The 22046-nt window shown below is 45.3% G+C and carries 20 protein-coding genes and 1 riboswitch; of the genes, 12 read left to right on the top strand and 8 right to left on the bottom strand.

Going from position 1 to position 22046, the window contains the following annotated elements; genetic code table 11:
• Positions 1 to 29 precede the first annotated feature (29 nt).
• A complete protein-coding gene (locus PG915_RS09240; RefSeq protein WP_353496263.1) occupies positions 30 to 1910 on the top strand; it encodes a propionyl-CoA synthetase in 1881 nt (626 codons plus the stop codon).
• A gap of 24 nt (positions 1911 to 1934) precedes the next feature.
• Here PG915_RS09240 and PG915_RS09235 read toward each other — a convergent pair whose 3' ends face one another.
• A complete protein-coding gene (locus PG915_RS09235; protein WP_353496262.1) occupies positions 1935 to 2270 on the bottom strand; it encodes a hypothetical protein in 336 nt (111 codons plus the stop codon).
• A 170-nt stretch (positions 2271 to 2440) separates the two neighbouring features.
• Here PG915_RS09235 and PG915_RS09230 point away from each other — a divergent pair, with 170 nt between their 5' ends.
• Positions 2441 to 4513: a GNAT family N-acetyltransferase gene (locus PG915_RS09230; protein WP_353496261.1), complete on the top strand. Its 2073-nt coding sequence runs from the start codon at positions 2441 to 2443 to the stop codon at positions 4511 to 4513.
• A gap of 213 nt (positions 4514 to 4726) precedes the next feature.
• Here the strand turns inward: PG915_RS09230 and PG915_RS09225 are convergent, their stop codons facing one another.
• Entirely contained in the window at positions 4727 to 6094 is a 1368-nt protein-coding gene (locus PG915_RS09225) for an alanine/glycine:cation symporter family protein (protein ID WP_353496260.1), read from the bottom strand.
• Positions 6095 to 6238: 144 nt separating this feature from the next.
• Positions 6239 to 6336, bottom strand: a riboswitch (glycine riboswitch).
• Positions 6337 to 6720: 384 nt separating this feature from the next.
• Here PG915_RS09225 and PG915_RS09220 point away from each other — a divergent pair.
• The 3 genes from PG915_RS09220 to PG915_RS09210 all read left to right on the top strand — a co-directional run bounded on the left by PG915_RS09220 (position 6721) and on the right by PG915_RS09210 (position 8745).
• Positions 6721 to 6879, top strand: coding sequence for a hypothetical protein (locus tag PG915_RS09220; protein ID WP_042501352.1), 159 nt, complete (start codon positions 6721 to 6723; stop codon positions 6877 to 6879).
• A gap of 24 nt (positions 6880 to 6903) precedes the next feature.
• On the top strand, positions 6904 to 7647 hold the full coding sequence (locus PG915_RS09215; RefSeq protein WP_353496259.1) for a chromosome partitioning protein ParA: 744 nt from the start codon (positions 6904 to 6906) through the stop codon (positions 7645 to 7647).
• A gap of 246 nt (positions 7648 to 7893) precedes the next feature.
• Positions 7894 to 8745, top strand: coding sequence for a DNA ligase (locus tag PG915_RS09210; protein WP_353496258.1), 852 nt, complete (start codon positions 7894 to 7896; stop codon positions 8743 to 8745).
• Between the two features lie 14 nt (positions 8746 to 8759).
• Here PG915_RS09210 and PG915_RS09205 read toward each other — a convergent pair whose 3' ends face one another.
• A complete protein-coding gene (locus PG915_RS09205; protein WP_353496257.1) occupies positions 8760 to 9812 on the bottom strand; it encodes a DUF3080 family protein in 1053 nt (350 codons plus the stop codon).
• A gap of 180 nt (positions 9813 to 9992) precedes the next feature.
• Between PG915_RS09205 and PG915_RS09200 the strand changes: the two genes are divergently transcribed.
• A complete protein-coding gene (locus tag PG915_RS09200; protein WP_353496256.1) occupies positions 9993 to 10349 on the top strand; it encodes a VOC family protein in 357 nt (118 codons plus the stop codon).
• A gap of 83 nt (positions 10350 to 10432) precedes the next feature.
• On the opposite strand, the gene purT is transcribed toward PG915_RS09200, so the two are convergent.
• From purT to sbcB, 5 genes are all read right to left on the bottom strand, one after another.
• The gene (purT, locus tag PG915_RS09195) at positions 10433 to 11608 is read right to left on the bottom strand and encodes a formate-dependent phosphoribosylglycinamide formyltransferase (RefSeq protein ID WP_353496255.1); all 1176 of its coding nucleotides are present in this window, start codon (positions 11606 to 11608) and stop codon (positions 10433 to 10435) included.
• Positions 11609 to 11769: 161 nt separating this feature from the next.
• The gene (cdd, locus tag PG915_RS09190; RefSeq protein ID WP_353496254.1) at positions 11770 to 12657 is read right to left on the bottom strand and encodes a cytidine deaminase; all 888 of its coding nucleotides are present in this window, start codon (positions 12655 to 12657) and stop codon (positions 11770 to 11772) included.
• Between the two features lie 165 nt (positions 12658 to 12822).
• Positions 12823 to 13509: a CidB/LrgB family autolysis modulator gene (locus tag PG915_RS09185; RefSeq protein WP_353496253.1), complete on the bottom strand. Its 687-nt coding sequence runs from the start codon at positions 13507 to 13509 to the stop codon at positions 12823 to 12825.
• 1 nt (position 13510) lies between these two features.
• Positions 13511 to 13876, bottom strand: coding sequence for a CidA/LrgA family protein (locus tag PG915_RS09180; protein ID WP_353496252.1), 366 nt, complete (start codon positions 13874 to 13876; stop codon positions 13511 to 13513).
• A 91-nt stretch (positions 13877 to 13967) separates the two neighbouring features.
• Positions 13968 to 15389: an exodeoxyribonuclease I gene (gene sbcB / locus PG915_RS09175; protein WP_353496251.1), complete on the bottom strand. Its 1422-nt coding sequence runs from the start codon at positions 15387 to 15389 to the stop codon at positions 13968 to 13970.
• A 212-nt stretch (positions 15390 to 15601) separates the two neighbouring features.
• On the opposite strand from sbcB, the gene PG915_RS09170 reads away from it, so the two are divergent.
• From PG915_RS09170 to PG915_RS09145, 6 genes are all read left to right on the top strand, one after another.
• On the top strand, positions 15602 to 16582 hold the full coding sequence (locus tag PG915_RS09170) for an ABC transporter substrate-binding protein (protein WP_353496250.1): 981 nt from the start codon (positions 15602 to 15604) through the stop codon (positions 16580 to 16582).
• Positions 16566 to 18641, top strand: coding sequence for a putative bifunctional diguanylate cyclase/phosphodiesterase (locus PG915_RS09165; RefSeq protein ID WP_353496249.1), 2076 nt, complete (start codon positions 16566 to 16568; stop codon positions 18639 to 18641). The genes PG915_RS09170 and PG915_RS09165 overlap by 17 nt, the downstream gene beginning before the upstream one ends.
• A 123-nt stretch (positions 18642 to 18764) precedes the next feature.
• Positions 18765 to 20114: a Na+/H+ antiporter NhaC family protein gene (locus tag PG915_RS09160; protein WP_353496248.1), complete on the top strand. Its 1350-nt coding sequence runs from the start codon at positions 18765 to 18767 to the stop codon at positions 20112 to 20114.
• 257 nt (positions 20115 to 20371) lie between these two features.
• Entirely contained in the window at positions 20372 to 20965 is a 594-nt protein-coding gene (locus tag PG915_RS09155; RefSeq protein ID WP_353496247.1) for a GNAT family N-acetyltransferase, read from the top strand.
• A 166-nt stretch (positions 20966 to 21131) separates the two neighbouring features.
• A complete protein-coding gene (locus PG915_RS09150; protein ID WP_353496246.1) occupies positions 21132 to 21680 on the top strand; it encodes a hypothetical protein in 549 nt (182 codons plus the stop codon).
• An 18-nt stretch (positions 21681 to 21698) separates the two neighbouring features.
• Positions 21699 to 22022 (top strand): DUF4144 family protein, encoded by a 324-nt coding sequence (locus tag PG915_RS09145; RefSeq protein ID WP_353496245.1) that lies wholly within the window; start codon positions 21699 to 21701, stop codon positions 22020 to 22022.
• The last annotated feature ends 24 nt before the right edge of the window (positions 22023 to 22046 follow it).

Raw genomic sequence — 22046 nt, 5'->3', positions numbered from 1 at the left:
ACTATTTAAGACATATTGGAGGACGCATTATGTCTGCATATCAAAAAGAGTACCAATGGGCAGAGCAACAACCGGAATCCTTCTGGCAGCATCAAGCGGAAAAGATTGATTGGTTTGAAGCGCCGAAAACCATCTTAGCGAAAGACGACAACGGCATTGAACGCTGGTTTCCTGATGGCGTCATGAATACCGCATGGCTAGCTTTGGATTATCACTGTGAACAAGGCCGAGGTGACAATACCGCGCTGATTTATGACTCACCTGTTACAGGGATTAAAGAGCGTTATAGCTACAATGTAATGCGTGACAAGGTGGCGAAGATTGCAGGAATGCTTGCATCGCAAGGCGTGATGAAAGGCGATAGGGTCATTATCTATATGCCGATGATCCCAGAGGCGGCGATGGCAATGCTAGCGTGTGCCCGTCTTGGTGCCATTCACTCTGTGGTATTTGGCGGTTTTGCACCCAACGAACTGGCAGTTCGAATTGAAGATGCCGAGCCTAAGGTCATTATGACCGCGTCTTGTGGCATCGAGATCAACAAGGTTTTGCCATACAAACCGCTGGTGGATCAGGCCATAATGGATAGCCGCTGGAAACCAGATAAGGTACTGGTGCTACAACGACCGCAGTGCTTAGCTGAGCTAAACCAAGAGCGCGATCTTGATTGGGCAGAGCAATATGAACGCGCTCTACCTCATGCTTGTGTCCCTGTATTAGCTACCGATCCCCTTTATATACTGTATACCTCTGGCACAACGGGTAAACCGAAAGGAGTGGTACGCGATAATGGCGGTCATGCTGTGGCGATGAAATACTCCATGAATGCCATCTACAACATGCCAACTGATGGGGTGTTTTGGGCAGCATCCGATGTTGGTTGGGTAGTGGGGCACTCTTACATTGTTTATGCGCCGCTGATTCATGGCTGTACGTCAATCTTGTTTGAAGGCAAACCGGTACGAACACCAGATCCGGGTGCGTTTTGGCGCGTTTGTGAAGAGTATCAGGTGAAGGTGCTGTTTTCTGCTCCGACTGCGTTTCGAGCGATTAAAAAAGAAGACTCTGAAGGCCTAGAGCTAAATAAGTATGATTTAAGCACCTTAGACAGCATCTTTATGGCTGGCGAGCGACTCGATCCTCCAACCTTAGAGTGGGTACAAAGCCACACCAACAAACCTGTGATTGACCACTGGTGGCAGACAGAAACAGGATGGGCAATCTCATCGAATCCTGTGGGGCTCGAGTCCATGCCAATTAAAGCAGGCTCTTCAACCATGCCAAGTCCTGGTTTTAAAGTCGAAATCTTGAATGAGTTAGGAGAGCCTGTTGGTGCCAATCAGCAAGGTTTTGTGTCACTAAAACGCCCACTTCCACCAAGCTGTCTAACCACGGTATGGCGCAATCACGATAGATTTGATTCTGGTTACCTAAGTCAATTTGAAGGTTACTACGTCTCGGGTGACGGCGGCTATCTCGATGAAGATGGTTACTTGTTTATCATGGGTAGGGTAGATGATGTGATTAATGTGGCAGGGCATCGCCTCTCAACCGGCGAAATGGAAGAGATTGTTGGTGGTCATCCAGCGATTGCCGAATGTGCCGTTGTCGGTGTCCATGATGACTTAAAAGGTCAGCTACCACTGGGTCTTGTGGTGCTTAAAGACGGCGTGAAAGTGGACAGTGGGGCGCTTGAAAATGAGCTTGTTGGTAAAGTGCGTTCCGAAATCGGTGCTGTAGCGTGCTTTAAACATGCACTGGTTGTCGACAGACTGCCAAAAACACGCTCAGGTAAGATCTTACGTCGCGTTATTAGGCAAATCGCTGATGGTGAAACCTACACGGTGCCTTCAACGATAGATGATCCTTCGAGCCTATCTGAGATTGAAAAAGCGCTTCATCCGAGTTAATCAGTAAATTAGAGAGCTAGGAAACTACCTCTCATCCATTTGAACCGAACTCATGTGCCACATTTTTAGGACATGGTTCGGTTCTTCGCATGTGCCAAATAACATTTGATACTTTGGGACAAAAGGTTCGCCAATGTGGGTGGTACGGCTGAACTTTCCAGTTTTAACGTCTACTTGAGTGACTACACGGCCTTTGAAGTTCTGAAAAATAATAAATTGGTTACTCTTGAAGACGAGCTGGTCTTGGTAGAACCAAAACTGATCAGCCGATGTGTCTAAATGGCATTTTAACGGTAGTTCAGCGCTCAGGGTTGCGGTGGGAAGCATAGCGGCAAGTAACCAAAAACGAGAAAGTGTCATAACCAATCCTTTTAATTTTATATATATACCCAAGTATAGTGAGAATTTCCCTAAGCTTGACGGGCGCGCCCAATTGTTAGGTTTTTTTATTTGCACATCCCTGACAAAACCCTCACACTATGCGCACATTTGTGACCTGTTTGTTTAACCACTAAATCGAGCGTATACCGATGACTTCACCTCGCATCTCACTTCGTTCTGCGACTATTCAAGATCTCGATATTCTTAATGATTTAATGTTTGAATTACATAATCACCACCATAGTGCGGTACCGACAGACTTCAAATCCGCGGATGAAGTGCAACAAGAAAAAAGTATCGCTCGCTATTTGGATTCACCCGATTGCTTGGTGTTGGTTGCAACCGCAAAAAATATTGTTGCTGCATCCTCTATAACTAAAAGTGACGACCCAAAGATTGTCGGCTTCGTTACCGCTCAATTTTGTGAACTGACTTCACCCATTAGCAAGCCGTGTTTCGTCGGCAATATCGATGAGCTGTTTGTGACGCCATCGTGGAGACAACACGGTATCGCTGAGGCGTTACTTATCGAGGCGCAAATACGCCTAGAACAGCTCGGTGCAACGCAGCTTATGGTTGAAGTGTGGGATTTCAATCAGTCAGCGTTGAATCTCTATAAAAAGCAGGGATTTTTCCCTCATATTCATTGTCTTAGAAAAAAATATAAATTAGGATTATTCGTGACTCAATTGTTGAGCCATTGGTTTTTTTTGTGCTTGCTTGCGCTTTTTACTGCAAATCTGAGTTTCGCTGCATCTTCAGTATCATCTCCCGAGCTATCTACTAAGGGAGCGATAGGGCAAGCCGTACCTAAAGCCAGTCAAAACCCATTGCCGCTAGCACCACTTGCACCTTCTATTCGCGGGTCTTTGTGTATCGTCAGAAGTAAAGATCGGTTGTTGCTCGTGGATGAGATCATCACGGGTAAGTTGTCGCTGCCTGGCGGAACGATAGAAAATAACGAAGATCCACGCCTGACTGCTCAACGAGAAACATGGGAAGAAGCAGGGTTGGTTGTTGATGTTGGTAGAGAACTTGGACGTACCCGCCAAGCCGTATTTTTTGAATGTCATGTTGAGTCGGCAATTATTGCTTATGAAGCGACAAAGTTCTCAAAAGGGATTGAGTTACCTATCTATTTCGCTCCTCACTTTGGTGTAGAAGTTCGCAGTGCAACATTGATACAGCCCAAGTCTGTTGCACCAAAAGACTACCGTTACCCACAACAGTGGCCTTTGGTAAAAACGATGTACGAGACGGCTGGTAACCAACCGATCCAGTTCATCGATAACCTCATTGAATCAGCACCGACGATTCACCAGATCGAACTAGGTTGGTTAGAGAGCGCTCAAGAGATCTTAATGCAAGCGCCTTTACATATTCGAGAGATGGTAGTGTGGGGGGGAAGAATTTTATATGTTCTCGTTCAGCCTCTGTTTTTAATGGCGTTCTTACCTCTGTTTATTTGGCTATGGGGGCGTCACTTTACCGGTCAGTTGATGTTCGCAGTGACTGCCACCTCTTTGTTTATTTTGGTAGCTAAACAGGGTTTTGGTTTTGCGGTTCCCCATGCTTATTTACCTTCTATCAATTACACTGATCGAAGTGGGTACAGTTTTCCGGATTTACTTATTGCAAACTGGGTATCGATTTCCACTATCGTGATGAGTCAGATCCACACGAGATTTCGAACCTTGTTCCTGTCTGCGTTTATAACTGTTAGTGTCGTGTTGGTGTTCTATCAGTTTATCAGTGGTGGAGCATTCCTTTCTGATATGTTGGCTGGCGCCTTGTTGGGTGCGCTAGTGGGCTGGCACTTTGTACGCCATTCGCTGAGTTTGGCCGTAAGTGAAGTGTATACATTCACCCGAACTCGAGTCTGGTTGGTGCTTACGACAGTGGCAGCGACGCTCTGCTATGTTTGGCCATTCCCAACATTTTTAAGCTGGTTTGGACTCTGTTTAGGTATGCTACTGTTTACACTGGCAAGTCGAGTTCGACTGCCGCGATCTACCATGTGTTTAAAAGAGTTGCTGTTATCGCTGGTTCTTATCCTTATTGTACTCCTTGGGTATTTTCAGTTGGAAAACGTGGTATCTCACAGCGGGATAGGTTCGTTGTTGCTTCAAGTATTCGTTACGCCCGTACTCATTCTGGTTCCGGCTTTAGTTATGGTGCTGTTTAGAAACCAAGATCATCAAGGTCGTGGCGTAAAAGGGTAACTACCGATAGAAATCTAGAGATAAAATAAAGACTGACTTAGCGAGGAGGTTTTTATGATTATCGCTTTGATTGCAGCTTGTTCGGCGTTTATGTCTAGCGTAGCAGTACAGTTAAACGGCGCAGTTGATGCTACGTTAGATGGCATAGCCGACATTATGTTTATGTAAAAAAAGGTCTGATTATTCAGACCTTTTTTGTTCAATCTAACGAAATTATGCCGTTGCAGCGACTTTGTTTGTGCGAGATTGCGCGGCAAAGTAGAGCTTAGTTTCTTCAATGACGACACCACGAAGAAGCACTAAACCAATCAGGTTAGGTATTGCCATCAGACCATTAACGATGTCGGCGATAATCCAGATCATATCGAGATGTAGGAATGCGCCAGAGGCTACCAAACCTACGAAGATGATTTTGTAGGGCAGTACTGCTTTCGTGCCCATCAGGAATACCACGCAGCGCTCACCGTAATAGTTCCAGCCCAGAATCGTTGTGAAGGCAAAGAACATCAAACCAATCGATACCAGCATTGGACCAAAGTACTCAGCGTTAAGACCGGTCGCGAACGCGTGTGTGGTCATTGCGGCGCCAGCAAAGTCACTTTGCCATGCTCCAGTGAGAATCAATGCAAGACCCGTCATGGTACAAATGATGATGGTATCGATAAAGGTACCTGTCATCGAGATAAGCCCTTGGCGTACGCAGCTGTCAGTTTTCGCTGCCGCTGCTGCCATTGGTGCACTACCAAGACCACTTTCATTGGAGAATACGCCACGAGCGATACCTGATTGGATCGCCAGCATGATGCTCGCGCCGACAAAGCCACCAGTTGCAGCCGTACTGCTAAACGCTGAAACAACGACAAGTTGCACCGCATCCACAAGTTTATCTGCGTTCATGATGATGACGCTAAGACATGCCAACACATAGAATACCGCCATGGTTGGTACGACTTTACCAGCCACCTTGGCAATTGACTGAATACCACCCAGGGTAACGAAAGCGACTAACAGCGTGAGTACTGCTGCTGAAAGCTCACGTGATACGCCAAAGGAGATCTCGCTGGCATCAAGAATGGCATTAACTTGCGGAAAAGTACCAATACCAAAGCATGCTACACCTAGAGCAAATATTGCGAACATGGTGGCGAGAAACTTGGAGCCCACACCATCTCGAAGGTAGTACATAGGACCACCAAGCATTTGACCTTTGTCATCGACTTTACGGTATTTAACCGCTAGCAAACATTCAGCGTATTTGGTCGCCATACCAAAAAGCGCTGCTAGCCACATCCAAAATAGTGCGCCGGGACCACCAAGTTTAATGGCCGTTGCAACACCGACGATATTACCCGTACCAATTGTGGCAGAGAGTGCGGTACAAAGTGCAGCGAAGCTAGACACATCACCTTGGCCGGATTTGTCTTTGGTGAATATAAGCTTTAATGCGGTCGGAAGGTGGCGAAACTGTAAAAGACCCAATTTAAACGTGAAGTAAACGCCGGTGCCGACCAACAAAATAAGCAGTGGTGGTCCCCAAACGAATGAGTCAATGGTTTGCAATGTAGATTGAAGATTGTTCATGATTTCCCCTTAATAAAACAAAACTTAAGGAGAAGAGAGAAAGGGCAGTACGCACGATCAAGCATGGCATGATCGAAGAGGACTACTCGTATCGCTATACACTGGCATAGAGCCAGTTACTGAATTGAGTGTATCAATGTTGCTATTCTCTCCTCTGTCCTTTGTACCTGAGAGTTTCACTCATTAGAAATGAGCTTGCTCCTTCGGCGACCGATCTAACGGTTCTCTCCAGAGGTTCCTCCAACTACAGTCCTCACTTTATCCTTACCAATTGATAAGCTCTGATTTATCAGAATAAAGCACCTGAAAGATTTACTTCTTCGGCGGGTAGTTTTAACCAAACGTTAAATTTTGGTTAATTACCACTCTCCTGCAGTCTTCATCGGAACAAATATCTAGATTCTAGATAATCTGTGAGCGCAATCGTAGCGTATTTAAATAGCGATGTCATGAATAAATTTACAATTTAATTTGAGCAAATAGGGTAGCAAAGTCAACCATTTGGTATATTTGAAATGTTTCTGACGTAAAACTCGTTGAAGTGAGGTAGAGTGGCGCTTTGTGCAGTGAGCATAAAGGGTGTTTTATCTGGCTTTCGGGAATTCCCCCAATACAAGGAGATGTATATGACTCGACTGTTAGCGATCGCTTTTCTTGTCGTGCTTGCCTTTATGCTGTTTCGCTATCGGACCAATGAAAAAGTCCAGAAAGTGGTCATAGTCACTGCCTTATCAGCGTTTGCGATCTACGTGACGACGCTGGTGATTTCAGAATTAATACGATAGTAATGGTCACTCTCAGGAGTAGGTGTGGATAAGCAACAACAAAACCAACAAGCCGAGAATGATGACGTTGTTGTCATCGAGCAAAAAGACAATCGAGCTAGGCTCTATATAGGGATAGCTGCGGTGCTTGGTATTGCAACTGGTGGTCTGATTGGCGCCTCTGTGACTCAAAATGATTGGCAGCAGCGTTACGCTGAACTGGAATCTCGCTATCAACAAACCGTAACTCAAACCGAAGATCATGAGCAAACGTTGACTGAGCAGCTATCAATGGCAGAGTCGCAAGCACAGCTTAAACTTCGTAAAGCCGTAGAGGAGAAGATTGCGGAACACCAAGAACAAGTTGCCGCTCTTGAGGAGACAATTTCTAAGCTCGAACAAGACAAAACCGATTTGCAAAATCAGTTGTCGAGCAAAAAGCAGCAATTGGTAAAACAAGAGAACGAAAACACCCAGCTAGTGCGCAAGAATGACATTCAAAGCTCGATGTTTGAACAGTCTCAAGAGTTATTTAAGCGCGAGGCTCAGCTCAAAGCTGAAGTTGCTAAGCTGGAGCAAGAACGTGCTCAAATTACTCCGAACCTGCAAAGGTTGAAACAAGACTGTGACTTGTATCTTGAGGGTACATCATGGGATGCGAAATCAGACTCGTGCGAACGATATGATTCTGCGACTGCATCACTGAGCCAGATTGAACAGATGCTCAAAGTACACAATATGGATCTTAACCATATTGCTACCCTTAAAACTGAACTGGGTATACAGTAGTCTTCAGTTCGCTTCCTTTTACTTTGAGTAACAACAAGTAAAAGGAAGCGTATTCCTCGCAATTTCGGGCTGCATCAAATCTTAATGTAATTGATACGTCTCTCTGCGAATCTTCTTCACACCTAACTCGTAATTTCTATCGACGTACGTGGCTCGCTTACTTCAAACTTCTAGACTGTCGTTAACATCTAATTCAACGCCATTTTAAGTGGAAAGAGTGGAGAGGCAGTTAACGTGTATAAGCCGATGGAAAAAGTATCTACACTCGTTGTTTTTGCTGCACTAGTGGCAAAAGTGGACGCGCACGGTATTCAATTTCTCGATCAAGCTCCCAACGTCACCAACGCTTTGGAATACCATCAAGATATCGACCTTGTAAGCTATTATGTCAGCGAAAAACTCGATGGCATTCGAGCAATTTGGACAGGGAAGGAGTTGGTCACGCGATCCGGTCGTATTTTAAATGCGCCCAAGTGGTTCATTAAGGACTTACCTGAGATAACGATTGAAGGGGAGTTGTGGGCAGGAAGAGGTGGCTTTGGACAAGTACAAAAAACGGTACTTGATAAAGTACCTGATTCATCACAGTGGCAAGCAATTACTTTTATGCTGTTTGATGTGCCAGGTCACTTAGGTTCATTTGAACAGCGATATGGTTACCTTAAAAACTATTGTGAGTCGCTGCCGTATAGGCATATTCAGTGTGTTGAACAAAAGGTAGTAGAGACGCACAAAGATCTACAAGCTTTACTTACGCAAGTAACCCACGATGAAGCTGAAGGCTTAATGCTGAAAAAGCGTCATGAAATTTATCACCCTGGACGAAACAATAGCTTAATTAAAGTAAAAACGGTTCAAGATACAGAAGGAATTGTCGTTGGATATAAACCTGGCAAAGGAAAGTACGACGGTATGATGGGGGCAATATTGGTGGAGATAAATGATGGTGTTCGACTCTATATCGGTACGGGTTTTACCGACGAAGAGAGAGCCAATCCTCCAGCAATAGGAAAGACGGTCACGTTTAAGCATAATGGGTGGACTGAAAACGGCATACCGCGCTTTGCGCGATACCATCGTATACGAGAGACGGAGTAACAAAGATATGGCTTTTATCGATTCACCACTGAGGACAAGTCGCGACCACAGCGTCTAAAAAGACGTTTCCAGTACTCGACATGTGCACGGTTTGCTTGCTTGAAGGCGAGATGCTTCGCCTCAAGACTGTAACCGCTGTTATCCTTGGTGTGAAGCAGCGCCGATACAAACAGGGTTTGAGCCGACAATGCCTGATATTCAGAATCTAGGTAAGAGAGGTAGGGTTGAAGCTCTTTGACAAAGACATCGTTGAAGACGTTGACGAGATAATTAAAGCGTGACATGTCGCGGTTTTTACCACAAGGAATGCTATCGTCATATTGATGCAGTTGAGCTGTGACCGTTTTTAACCATCGCTCACTCGCTTCCAAAGAAAAGGCCAAACGCCCAATCACGTTCTGTTTTTCAAGTGTTTCTTGATAGTCAGTCAGTAGTGGAGGGCGCTCAAGTGTTCCTCGTTCGCTGGTAGCAATGAATTTGGCAACAGTATTGAACGCCTCCAATGGCTCCCTTATTTGTAATGCATGGCTGGCATCGCGCATCACAATCCAATCCGAACCACTTAGTTGCAGCCGCATGGCATCACTGGTGTAAACAAGATTAAAAAAGTAGTCAGGTAAGTACTGGTACTTCACATCCAATATTTTCTGTAGACTTTCTTTAAGCTCTGGCTCAATTTGATTTGAGGTTAGGCATCGCTCAAGCCCATCAATAAGCTGCAACTGGTAGTCGAAGTTTCTAAACTGATCCTGAACTTTACCAAGCACTGAGTTGTGCTCTGCAATTAAGCCAAATAGATTGCATTTTCTTAGCTGGTAGCTATCCACTAGACCTAGAGTCGTCCGTGGTATTTCTTTGGTAAGCTGACGCTTTGCGGGAAGCTCGACCGGCTTAAGAACTGGGGCAGGGATTAGTTCACTTTGCTGAATGTTGACAATGCGTTTCTGGTAATCAAGAAAGCGCGCATTCGGTGTATCACCAAAACAACCTGTCATCATTGCAATAAAAAGCAGTAATGGTGGCTTGGCGAAAAGTTTATTTAAATGCGAAATCTTTTTAGTGCGCACGCTAGACCTGATTCCCTATGGTTCGAGTGAACATTTTGTTTGTCTCAATTACCTGTTACGTAATCCTAGTGTATAGCTGATCAGTAGGAGGTTTGAGATAAATGCCTATCTTCTCACAAACCTAAAGGGATAGATCTTTTACTATGAACGGTAATTGATGACTCAAACAATGGAGCTGAAATGAGTGAGCAAGTAAAACTGGACTACGTTGAATTCGCGGCCGGTGATTTAGAAAAAACAAAGCGTTTCTTTACGGCTGTATTTGACTGGTCTTTTCAGGATTATGGTGATGACTATACAGCGTTTGAAAATCAAGGCTTAAATGGCGGCTTCTATCGTGCAGAGCTATGTTCAACGGCTGAAAATGGCGGTGCATTGCTAGTCTTCTACAGCGCCGACATAGAGGCAACATACAAAAAGGTCGAAGCCAACCAAGGCGTGATTATTCGTGAAATCTTTGATTTTCCCGGCGGTTGCCGCTTCCATTTTACTGAACCCAGTGGCAACGAGTTCGCCGTTTGGTCTGCGTCACGTTAAATGCGGAGTAAAGGAAAGAGAATAAAAAGCAGGCACTGAATCATTCCAGAGCCTGCTTTCTGGCATTGATAGAACGTGTGTGTTTAGTAAATGACTTTCACTTTCTTCGCGCAGCTTACTGCCTCATCTACCGCTGTTTCAAGCGATTTGCGTTTAGTCAAAATCACACCTAAACGGCGACGACCATCGATATCTGGCTTACCGAATAGGCGCACCTGAGTCTGTGGCAGTGCCAATGCTTCATCTAGACCCTCAAAACGAATGTTATTAGAGGTGCCTTGACCAAGAATCACCGCTGAAGCCGCAGGGCCATATTGAGCAATGCTATTGACTGGCATACCAGTGAATGCACGTACGTGAAGTGCAAACTCAGACATTTCTTGAGAAATCAGTGTGACTAGGCCCGTATCGTGGGGACGTGGTGATACTTCATTGAAAATCACTTTGTCACCTTTAACGAACAGTTCTACGCCAAAAATACCGTAGCCGCCAAGTGCGTTAACCACTTGCTCTGCTGTGTACTCCGCTGCTTTGCGTGCATTTTCAGTCATTACTTGTGGCTGCCAAGATTCGCGGTAGTCGCCATCTTCCTGGCGGTGGCCAATAGGTGCGCAGAAGTGAACGCCGTCAACCGCACGTACTGTCAGCAATGTAATCTCGTAATCAAAGTCGATGAAACCTTCTACAATTACGCGACCAGCACCAGTGCGGCCGCCTTCCTGAGCATATCTCCACGCTTTTTCGATGTCCGCTTCGGTTTTGACAACGCTCTGACCTTTGCCTGACGAACTCATTACTGGTTTAACGACGCAAGGAACACCAACGTGTTCAACGGCTGCTTTAAAATCGTCATAGTTGTCTGCAAACTGGTAAGGGGAGGTGTTCAACCCGAGTTCTTCTGCTGCTAAGCGTCGGATCCCTTCACGGTTCATGGTGAGCTTGGTCGCATTCGCAGTAGGGACGACATTGAGTCCTTTGCTTTCAAGCTCGACTAACTTGTCCGTTGCGATGGCTTCAATTTCAGGAACCACATAGCTTGGTTTCTCTTTCTCGATGATGGCTTCTAGCGCTTCCCCATCCAACATATCAAGTACATAGCTACGGTGAGCGACTTGCATTGCTGGTGCGTCTTCGTAGCGATCGCAGGCGATGACTTCTAAACCAAGTCGCTGACATTCGATGGCGACTTCTTTACCTAGTTCACCAGAGCCCAACAGTAATACACGTGTAGCGTTTTCACGAGTTGCTGTACCAAACATATAAAATCCTTGACGTTCATGAGGAAGAATTGCCGAGGATCATACTGGATTATCCTCAAAAAGCAAACGTTTGCGCCTAAAATTAATTGAGTTACTAGAATCGCTAAAAAAATAGCCTCGCAATAGGGCGAGGCTATGATTTTGTTCAATAAAACCGATGACTATAAAGCGATATATTCCAATGGAATATCTGGGTCGATCGCTTCAAGCGTCGCTTGTGTATCAGCAAGGTGGCTGATTTTGCCGGAGGCCATTTCTGCAAGAGCCACGAGTTTAATATCTTCGAACGATTGCCCTGCGAGTAATAGCTGCATGAAAGCAACTTGAAGCGGAGGCAGACTAGGGTTGAATGCGGCGTTTTCCGCATAAGCACCGTTGTAGGTATTGCCGTCTTTAGTGCTAATAGCAACGCCGCTAAGGTTCTTAGTATATGGCGAGTGGCTTTGATTAAGCGCGTCGACAGCAGCTAGAACCAATGTGTCTGTCTCATCGGTTGTTAGCCCGTGTTGTTTAGGACTCATTAGCGCGTCAGAAATACCCAAATCTTTAGGGCCAAAGGATTCTGGTAGGTACTCTTGTAACGTCATTTCATCACGTTGTGGTAATTGCACAACCAAAGAATCTGCGGTGGTGAGTTCGTTCATGAACTGACGACAGTGACCGCAAGGACTGTAGTTGATAGTGATGTCTTTCAGACCATTTTCACCTTTCATCCAAGCGTGGCTGATAGCGGACTGCTCGGCATGGACGGTTTGACCAAGCTGAGCGCCGATGATTTCCATGTTGGCACCAAAATAAAGGCGTCCGGATAACCCACGAACGATTGCGCCGACAAAAAACTCTGAAATGGGCGCATAGGAATACGCTGCTGCAAAAGGTAAAAGGGCGACACGCAATTCGCTATCGTCAAGACCAGACAATGCCTGGAGCTTTTCAAACTGCTCTTTAGATAAAGTCGCATCGAAATCTGGAGCCGTTAAAATAGGCTTTAAAAAGGTGGCAATATGCTCTGGAGTGTCGGCCAACGCAGAATCAAAACGATCAGTCATGCGGTTTCCTATGTGATTAAGTGTTTTTTTACATTCTAAGCAAGTTTCAAGGAACTAAAGGTGATGCCGATCACATGTGTGAGTGCAACAATTGTAAATATTGCAATATAAGAGTGAGGTCACACAAAATTGCGGATTGTTAGAATCGACAACCCGCAATAGGTATTAGCCAAGCCAATGGCTTAACCAAATTGAAAAGGCGAACATAGAGGGGGCTAGTACGGAGGTAATAACACCGCATATTACCAGTGCTAGAGAGCTAAACGCGGCATCGCGAGGATCTTTTTCAGCGCTCGTAGCTGTGCCTAGAGCGTGAGATACCGTTCCCATCGTGAGGCCTTTCGCAATCGGATGGGTGACGCCTAATAGTTGGTAAATTGGATAGGCCATTATGGCACCGAATAGACCAACAAGTAACACAAGGATGGCTGCGATCGCAGGCTCGCCACCGAGATGACTAGAAACCTCCATCGCTATAGGAGTAGTAACGGACTTACCGAGTAAGCTAGCAATAAGCTCCGTGTCTGCACCTAGCGATACGGCGATTATCGATGCTGTAAACATTGACGCGATGCTTCCCACACCGCAGGCAAGGGCAATGATGCGCCAGTTTTGGCGTATCTGAGGAAGTTGCTCATACAAGGGATAGGCTAGGGCAACAACCGCAGGTTGAAGCAAGTAGCTAATCCACTCGTTGTCTGCGTAATAGGTATCAAACGGTACATTTAGTATCAGTAGCAGAGGGATTAGCATTGCGATGCTAAGTAAAAGCGGATTGAAAATGGGATTCTTCGCTTTTATGGCGATAAAGCGAGCAATAAAAAACACGATAACGGTGACAGGAAGCCACATATTATTTGTCTCCCTTCTTTAAAAAGCGATCAAGGAACACCGAAAGCACAATCAATACGATCAAAGAGCCACCCACAGCACTAGCTAGAATAGGGAGTGCGTTGCTCACTAGCATATCGAAGTGATTCATCAGGCCGACACTTATCGGCACAAATAGCAAAATCATATAGCGAATAAACACATGAGCTCCGGGTTGCACTAGGCGAACCGGGACAACGCCGCTGGCGAGGCCGGCAAATAGAAGCAACATGCCAAACACACTTCCGGGAATGGATACGTCGAGTAGGCTTTGAAGGGCGTTACCTAACCAAAGTGAAACAAAAATAATGGCAAAAGAGGCTACATAGCGAAGCACGGTTTTTAGCATGGCTTCCTCTTAGTAAAAAATAGAGTGTTCATACAGTGGGCAGCCTAAACATAGAATAATTAGGCTGCCTTCGACTACGTGGATGAAGGTGTTAAGAAACGAGACGCTCCACGTAGCGGTAGACGGATTTTAGTATGGCGAGCTTTTTCTCGTCAGACTCATGTTCGTGAACTAAGTTTTCCATATTTAGCATGTAGTCTTCAATACGACTTTCGAAAAACTCACGACAATGATTTGTCCACCTTGCCTGCTCCGACTCATCAAGCGTCCAAGCGAAATGGCGCGCGCGATATCGGAATAGCAGAGGTTCAATTCTAGGATCACTAAAACTAATGTCTAATGCAGACAGATTATTCGGATCTGTCTCGCGAATAATATCCATCGCACTTTTATCCGCAGGAGTGAAGAATCCGCTGTAGAGTTGAGTATCGACATCATTGTCTTCTGCATATTCACGTTCAATGCTGTAGAGGCCGATCAACTTCTCACGAACTTCTGGATGCTGCTTAATAAGCGCAAGGTTCTTTAAACACTGCTCTCGGTCAATACCAATGTTCGCTGCATTTTCGGCAGTGAGTGTTTTGGCCGGCGCTAGAATTGGGCACTTGTTTAAGTGAATAAGTTTGAGTGGCACCGGAAGCTCATCTTGACCGAGTTCATCGCGCTTGGTGTAGAGTCTTTGGTGCAGCGCTTCAACATCAAGATCGAGCAAAGGCTGAGGATCTTTCGCTAAATCCGCGACAATAACTGCGTTTTGATTGGTAGGATGCCAAGCAATTGGTACGACCCAGCTAGTGTACTGACACTCTTTCCCGAGCATTCCTGAGACGTGCATTAGTGGCGTCATATTGACGATATCAACCAACTCGTTCAATTTGCGCTTTTGGCGCATTGAATAGAAATAATCAAACAGCTTAGGCTGAGCCGCTTTAACTTTTTTCGCGAGCTCAATAGTAGCGATGACATCGGCCATCGCATCGTGAGCATTTTCATGCTCAATACCGTTGGCAACAGAAAGGTGCTCCAATTTGAAGCTGGTAAATCCTTCTTCATTTTCTGGCCACTCAATACCATCTGGGCGCAGTGCGTGACACGCTCTCATTACATCGAGTAGATCCCAACGAGAGTTTCCGTTTTGCCAGCTCCAAGCATAAGGATCGATGAAATTGCGGTAGCAAGTGTATCGAGTCACTTCATCGTCAAAGCGAATGCTGTTATAGCCGAGACTGGTGGTATTTGGCGTCGCTAATTGTTCATGAATCTTGGCGATGAACTCAGGCTCCGAGAGCCCTTTTTCTTGGCATAGCTGAGGCGTAATTCCGGTAATGAGCGCGGCTTCTGGTGAAGGAAGGTAATCGGCGGGTGGTTGGCAATAAATGACCAAAGGCTCGCCAATGATATTAAAGTCTGCATCCGTTCTTACCCCAGCGAACTGACAAGGCCTGTCTTTCGCCGGGCTCACCCCCCAAGTTTCGTAATCGAAGAAGAAAAAAGTGGGTTGGTGCTGAGACATGGGGCATGCTTCCTTTGTTCTGAGAGAGAGCCTTTACAATCAGGGCTTTCCGTTGAGTCCATATTAGACCACCGCTGCCAAAGCATGGCAATCAACAATCTATTTTTAAGATATTGTTGCTGCCTAATTGCTCATTCTTTTGTACTTCTGAAGGAAATATACAATACGGCCAATTGTTTACTATATTAAAAGAAAAAGGCGAGGTACATTACATGGGACGTGTGCCGATTATGATGTTGTGCGCCACACTGCTTTTGAGCTGTGGCGAGAAGGAAACAACGCAATCTCTACCTAAAAATGTCACCGTGGTAACGGGTCTTCAGCCCGGTGCAAGCTTGTTGTATCTCGCCCATGCCGCGGAAAGGTTTGAAAAACAAAATCTGAACCTGACAATCGAACCTAGACCCAGTGGAACATTAGCGCTGCGTTCAGTGATTGATGGTAAAGTCGATGCTGACGTCATATTCGCCGCGGATATTGCCTATCTCGCACGTCAAAATTTACTACCGGATTATCGTGTAGTGGCGACGGTCTTTGATTCAGATAACTCCAATGCTATTGCAAGCCTGCAACCATTTTCGAGCCTCGCGGATCTCGAAAATAAGGTGCTTTGTACGCAATATGTATCGGCGCTGCACTTTTTTGGACAAGCTTTGACTGAACGAAGTGGCGCGCAAAATGTCATCTTTAAATTTGTGCCCGTCTCTGAGCTCAATCGTCACCTCATTGAAGGTGAATGCGACTATATAACCATTCGAGAGCCCTTTGTTTCAGAGCTTATTTCTCAAACAAACCAGACCGGCTTTGTGAAGTACTTTCCCGGAACGTTCCTGCAATATGAATTGATGCTGGCGCATCGACGCCTTTCCGATGAAGACGTATCGCGATTGCTGCTTGCGATGATTGACGCAGAATCTGTCCTTGAAGAGCAGCCTGATTATGCCAAGCAAGTGCTGATGGACAGCTTTAATGCTGATGCCAAACAAGTGCAAAAGCTTCTCGCAGACAGCGTGTTATCGGTGTCACTTTACCAGCCACTCATCGCGTTGTTTGATCGAGAGTTCGTGTGGTTGCAGTCGCATGGACTGTCAGCAGACTCAACGACAGATACGAAAAGCCTATTAAGACCAAAACCGCTTCGTGATGCAGCGCCGCTTAGACAGACGATTTTAGACTATGAAAACGAGTATTAAACAAATCTTAACCCTGTTTGTTACTTTGGTTGCCGCTTTCATGCTAACCACGGCCTACCTATCCCAAAAGCAAAACGCGGTGCGAGATGAAGTACTGTCGTTGGATGAACAGGCTTTTGAAATCAGCCAACAAGCATCACGTTTAAATGTAATCGTCGCTGATTATAACCTCTATCGTCGTTCTGATTCTTTAACCCAGTGGTCGGATACCCTCGACAAGATTGAGAAGCAAGCAGGTCAACTACTCAACATCACTCAGCTAGAAGAGAAGATGTTGGCCAAGCGTCTGTCTACCGATATATCTAGGATTCGAATGCAATTTGAGCGATTGAGCGAAGCAACGATTGACAAGGATATTCAGTGGATCACCATCAATCTGAACGCTTACAGTCAGAATCTGATTACGCAACTGCATAACTTGAGTGAAGAGGCGAGACAGCTCGCGACGCTCGAGGTATCGCGACTATCTTGGTATCAAACAGTGGCGGTGGGCAGCACCACGTTTCTCTCACTTGTCGTTTTGATTGTGCTGTATACAGCGTTGATTGTGCCGCTTAAAACTGTGCGCCATGAAATGAAGAAAATCGGCCAGGATTACGCCAATTATGACGCAACCCAATCAAAAAACTCTCGAATTAGAGAATGGCATGAACTGTTTCAAAGCCTTGAGGAGATGTACCGGGAGCTACAAGTGACAACCGTGAGTAAAAAAGCGCTCGTCGCAGAAGTCGAGATGCGTAAAGAGGCAGAAAGCAACGCTGTTTCTCTCGCTCGAACCGATTTTCTTACCGGTCTTCCTAATCGATTGAGCTTTTTTGAGCGCTTTAAAGTCCTTCTTGAAAACAACCGTAGCGCGTTCTTGTTTTTTTTAGATATCGATAACTTTAAGTCTGTGAACGACAACTTAGGCCATTTAGCCGGTGATACACTGTTGAAAACGGTGAGCGCTGCTATTTCACAGCTCTCTGATGAGCGTGACAGTATCGCTCGTTTAGGCGGAGACGAATTCGCTATTCTGCATTTCGCAGATAGTGAGCAAGAAGCATTGTTGTTTGCTCGTGAGTTACAAGCGCTCGTGCGTCTTCCCGTGACTTTTGAATCTACTCAACTCCGGATTGATTGCTCTATTGGGATAGCACGCTTTCCAGATGACGGCGTAGAGATCAAGTCGCTACTTTCCTGCGCAGATACTGCAATGTATTTTGCTAAACGTAATCCTGTGAGTACATCAGGCATTCAGCGTTTCACGGTTGATATTGGTGAGGCGAGCCGACGTAAATTCAGTTTATACCATAAACTCCGCAGAGCGGTTGAGCAGGGCAGTTTCGAAGTCTGGTTTCAGCCTCAAGTGGAAGTAGGTACCTTGAATGTGACAGGATTTGAAGCTTTGCTACGTTGGAAACAAAGTGATGGCAGTTACGTGAGTCCGGCTGTCTTTGTACCAATGCTCGAAAGAACCGTCGATATTATAAGGGTTGGCGAGTTTGTGTTTGAAAAATGCATTGAGTTTCAACGTAGGTTGGAGAGCAGCGGTTTCAATCATACGGTGTCGATCAATATCTCTGCTGTACAACTTGAACATGAGCACTTTATTCCATTTATGAAACGTAGGGTGCTTGAAACAGGACTGAGTGCGAGCCGTTTTCCACTCGAACTTACTGAAACCGCGATATTTCGAAATAAGCAAGAAACACTGCTTTCTTTAGACCGACTTAATGAAATGGGCTTTTCATTGCAGTTGGACGATTTTGGCACTGGTAATGCCTCGCTAGATTTACTGAAAAACTTCCCATTCTCGACCGTTAAAATCGATAGCTCCTTTACTAAAGAGGCAGCGAATAAGCCAGAAACAAGAGCTATTATTAAAGCAATCACTGTACTCTCTAAGGAGCTCAGCTTTGATATTGTTATTGAAGGGGTAGAAACGGCACAGCAGCAGGCTTTCGCAAGAGAGTACGGAATTAAGGTTGCACAAGGGTTCTATTATGCCAAAGCGATGCCAATGAATGAGGCGATCGCTTGGCTTGGGCACTATGACCACTATTCCACAGCGCTCTAATGACTTATACGCAACTCATTTCGTTTCGTAATTAATTATCGGCCATTTGGACGTCTAGACGTTGACAAGTCTATTGGTTGAGATTAGTCTGCTCGCCTTTCTGTCATCGACGCGACTTTTAGTATGTCTACACAACATAAAACCTCTCAATTAGTTCAAGCTTCTGGCGTAGCTCTGTTACCTCTTGCGCTTTTTTTAACTCTTTTTATTGGAGTAGGTAGCTACCTATCTTGGCAAGGGGTTGAATTTGCTTTCTATCAGCTACCAGCACCGATTGCAGCGCTTCCAGCTGTGGTATTAGCAGTCTTGCTGAGTAAAGAGAAGCTTAACCGTGCTATTGAGCAGTTTTTACGTGGTGTTGGCCATCAAGACATCGTTGCAATGTGCATGATCTATTTGTTGGCTGGTGCTTTTGCTGCGGTCGCTAAAGCCTCGGGCGGCGTAGATGCAACGGTAAATCTTGGCCTTTCGGCCATCCCAACCAGTATGATTTTGCCAGGCATTTTTCTTATTTCTGCCTTTATTGCCACTGCAATGGGGACGTCAATGGGAACAATCGCAGCAGTTGCTCCGGTTGCTCTTGGAATAGCCCAGTCAGCGGGAATAAGCATTCCGTTGACAGCGGGTGTAGTGCTTAGCGGTGCGATGTTTGGCGACAACTTGTCGATTATCTCGGATACCACTATTGCAGCGACGCGCTCTCAAGGGTGTCACATGAGAGACAAGTTTAAAGAGAACGTCAAAATCGCGATTCCCGCTGCGTTAGTTGCGATGCTTATTTTTGCTTTCAATAGTTCGGCGACGCCTTTACCTGAGACTGGCGATATTGAGTGGCTGAAAGTAATGCCTTATTTGGCCATTCTTGTTCTTGCGGTATCTGGTTTGAATGTGTTCGTTGTGTTGACTGTCGGTATTTTGCTTGCTGGTGGAGTGAGTTTGCTATCTGTTGATGACTACAGTCTAACGACACTCGGCCAAGATATTTACACTGGTTTTGGTAATATGCAGGAAATTTTCCTGTTATCGATGTTAATTGGTGGTTTAAGTGAGCTGATGCGCCAGCAAGGTGGGTTGGCATTTTTAACTAAGCTAGTGAGTCGAGCTATTCGCACTTTTGGCTCGACCCATGATAAAACGTCAAGCCGAAGAGCAAGTGAGTTTGGTATCGCTGGTTTAGTTTCAATGGTCAACCTATGTACTGCGAACAACACCGTGGCGATTATTGTGTCGGGCAGTGTGGCTAAAGAGTTGGCCGATGAGTATCAAGTCGAGCCAAAACGTTCGGCAAGTCTACTAGATATCTACTCTTGTGTAATCCAAGGGCTGCTTCCGTACGGTGCTCAGGTACTATTGCTAGGCTCGGTATTTAACTTGTCGCCATTGGATGTCATCGCGAACTCTTACTATTGTTTTGCTCTCGCGATTGCGGCTGTCGTTGCTATTTTCCTTAAACGCTCTCAGGAGCAGATATAACGGCTGTTTGTTAGAAGCGGAATAGCTGCTTATTGTTGCAAATGAATCTCTATAAGTCCTGATGATACATTTAGTAACAAAAGGTAGAGCATTGGCTAATATTGAAATAGTGTTGTGATTTGGTTAGCGAGTAGTCAAATGCTTCGTCGGATGATTGACAAAGTGTTTTGCACGTAAGTAACCTAAACAGGTGACAATTCAAGACTAGCAAGCGGAAAGTTGTACTTGCTAACCCATATTAGCCAAGAGGAAGTAGCATGTCTGAATTACAAATTATTAAAGCCGACTACACTGCCGTGTCTGATTTATGTGCCATGTTCTTAGATGCATACGCAGACAACGAAGCAATGCAAGCCGCACTGCGTCAAGATGAAGTGGCAGATTTTGCCCATGATTGTTACTGGCGTTGGGCCGTTGGTGAATGGGGACTTGCTGGTGGAGAAGTTTACACAACACCTGAAAGGGATGGCTGCGTTATCATGCGCCCGCCAGGCACTCATCAACCCGATGTCATGCAGAAAATGGAAGTGTTATCTATCGTTACTCGCATGATGGGTTCTAACCGAATCGAGATTGCCAAAGAAGTATGCGAACAAATGCTTGCCGTACCTCCAATGCAAGACTGCTACTGGCTATGGGGCTTGGGAGTATCTCCGAAAGCAGGTGGTAAAGGTTTAGCAAGTGCACTTATTAAAACGGTCACTGATCAAGCCGATGCGGCAGGCAAGCCAACGTATGTTGTTGCCTCAAGTGAAAAGGTCGTGAAGACGTTTGAACGACGTGGTTTTGAAGTCCTTTCTAAGAGTGAAAACTTCCCTTACTGGTTTATGTTACGCCCAGCTCAAGCGTAATTGAATTTTGATGAAAAACGCGCTAGTTAAGCTAGCGCGTTTTTTTGTGCCAAAATTGCGAGAGACAGTATAGAAACACACCTACCTTTCCGGCTATTCAAACAGTTGTGGTAGCGTTGTTTGACTTAAATATGGCTTTTAATCAATCTGTTAAGGTAGGTTTTCATTGCTTAAGTATACAACGGTACTCTTTATCCCATTACTTTTTAGTGGCCTAGTCGGTTGTAAAGACAACCACGAGTTGTACCAAAACCCACCGCAATACATCACGGATCAAATTGACCCTTATATGCCGTTAGCGCTTGAGTTTGTTAAGAATAATGAAAGGCGCGCGCTAGAAAATGGTGTCCCATTATTGCCGCAGTATATGGACATTGCTCAGCGCGTCGGTATAAAGCATCCCGAGAGGGTTAGGGTATTGTATGTTGATGAATTACCTATGCCCAAGAATGAATCTCTTAAGTTTCAAATGGAGCAGTTGGGGCTAGATTCGCCATACTTAGTAGGGATGACTTATGGCTATGGCATTTACATTAAGCATGCCGCAAAAGGTGATAAACTGCTGCTGTCTCATGAATTAATCCATGTGCGTCAAGCTGAGGAGCTAAGCCTAGAGGGCATCACTCGTGAATACTTCTTGCAGTTAAAGATATTTGGTTATCAAGAATCGCCAATAGAGATTGAAGCGTACAATAATGCGTATAAATACCTTTAGTTATTAACGAACACAATTATGATCCAATGGCCATGTCTATTTAAACTCGAAGGTGATGATGAATTGCTATTCCTTGCATTGGAAGCTGACTTAGTTAATGAGTTGGAGTCACTCATTGCCAGTGACGAAGACATATTGATCGACTCTAGCGGAGAGGTTTTCAAGGTAGAATTGGACTCCAGTCATAACATCTCGTTCAAAGCTCAGTATAAAACTCTGACACTTGAAGAGGTGACATCGTTGGTACAAGCCCATGAATTTGCACTGGCTCAAGTATGTGTTATCAAAATTGGATTCAATTCGATCAAAGAAGCTGTTCAGGCTATGCGAACTACTCACTAAAGTAGTTGCTTGTAACTCCGATGA

Origin of the sequence: Vibrio sp. CB1-14 (genome assembly GCF_040412085.2) — a bacterium.
Lineage (GTDB): Bacteria > Pseudomonadota > Gammaproteobacteria > Enterobacterales > Vibrionaceae > Vibrio > Vibrio chaetopteri.
Note: the sequence above shows the minus strand (reverse complement) of the source record. Positions and strands in the feature narration are given on the sequence as shown.

Coding starts and splice junctions, on each gene's coding strand:
- PG915_RS09240 (WP_353496263.1), top strand. CDS start 30: ATGTCTGCATATCAAAAAGAGTACCAATGGGCAGAGCAACAACCGGAA.
- PG915_RS09235 (WP_353496262.1), bottom strand. CDS start 2,270: ATGACACTTTCTCGTTTTTGGTTACTTGCCGCTATGCTTCCCACCGCA.
- PG915_RS09230 (WP_353496261.1), top strand. CDS start 2,441: ATGACTTCACCTCGCATCTCACTTCGTTCTGCGACTATTCAAGATCTC.
- PG915_RS09225 (WP_353496260.1), bottom strand. CDS start 6,094: ATGAACAATCTTCAATCTACATTGCAAACCATTGACTCATTCGTTTGG.
- PG915_RS09220 (WP_042501352.1), top strand. CDS start 6,721: ATGACTCGACTGTTAGCGATCGCTTTTCTTGTCGTGCTTGCCTTTATG.
- PG915_RS09210 (WP_353496258.1), top strand. CDS start 7,894: ATGGAAAAAGTATCTACACTCGTTGTTTTTGCTGCACTAGTGGCAAAA.
- PG915_RS09200 (WP_353496256.1), top strand. CDS start 9,993: ATGAGTGAGCAAGTAAAACTGGACTACGTTGAATTCGCGGCCGGTGAT.
- purT (WP_353496255.1), bottom strand. CDS start 11,608: ATGTTTGGTACAGCAACTCGTGAAAACGCTACACGTGTATTACTGTTG.
- cdd (WP_353496254.1), bottom strand. CDS start 12,657: ATGACTGATCGTTTTGATTCTGCGTTGGCCGACACTCCAGAGCATATT.
- PG915_RS09185 (WP_353496253.1), bottom strand. CDS start 13,509: ATGTGGCTTCCTGTCACCGTTATCGTGTTTTTTATTGCTCGCTTTATC.
- PG915_RS09180 (WP_353496252.1), bottom strand. CDS start 13,876: ATGCTAAAAACCGTGCTTCGCTATGTAGCCTCTTTTGCCATTATTTTT.
- sbcB (WP_353496251.1), bottom strand. CDS start 15,389: ATGTCTCAGCACCAACCCACTTTTTTCTTCTTCGATTACGAAACTTGG.
- PG915_RS09170 (WP_353496250.1), top strand. CDS start 15,602: ATGGGACGTGTGCCGATTATGATGTTGTGCGCCACACTGCTTTTGAGC.
- PG915_RS09165 (WP_353496249.1), top strand. CDS start 16,566: ATGAAAACGAGTATTAAACAAATCTTAACCCTGTTTGTTACTTTGGTT.
- PG915_RS09160 (WP_353496248.1), top strand. CDS start 18,765: ATGTCTACACAACATAAAACCTCTCAATTAGTTCAAGCTTCTGGCGTA.
- PG915_RS09155 (WP_353496247.1), top strand. CDS start 20,372: ATGTCTGAATTACAAATTATTAAAGCCGACTACACTGCCGTGTCTGAT.
- PG915_RS09145 (WP_353496245.1), top strand. CDS start 21,699: ATGATCCAATGGCCATGTCTATTTAAACTCGAAGGTGATGATGAATTG.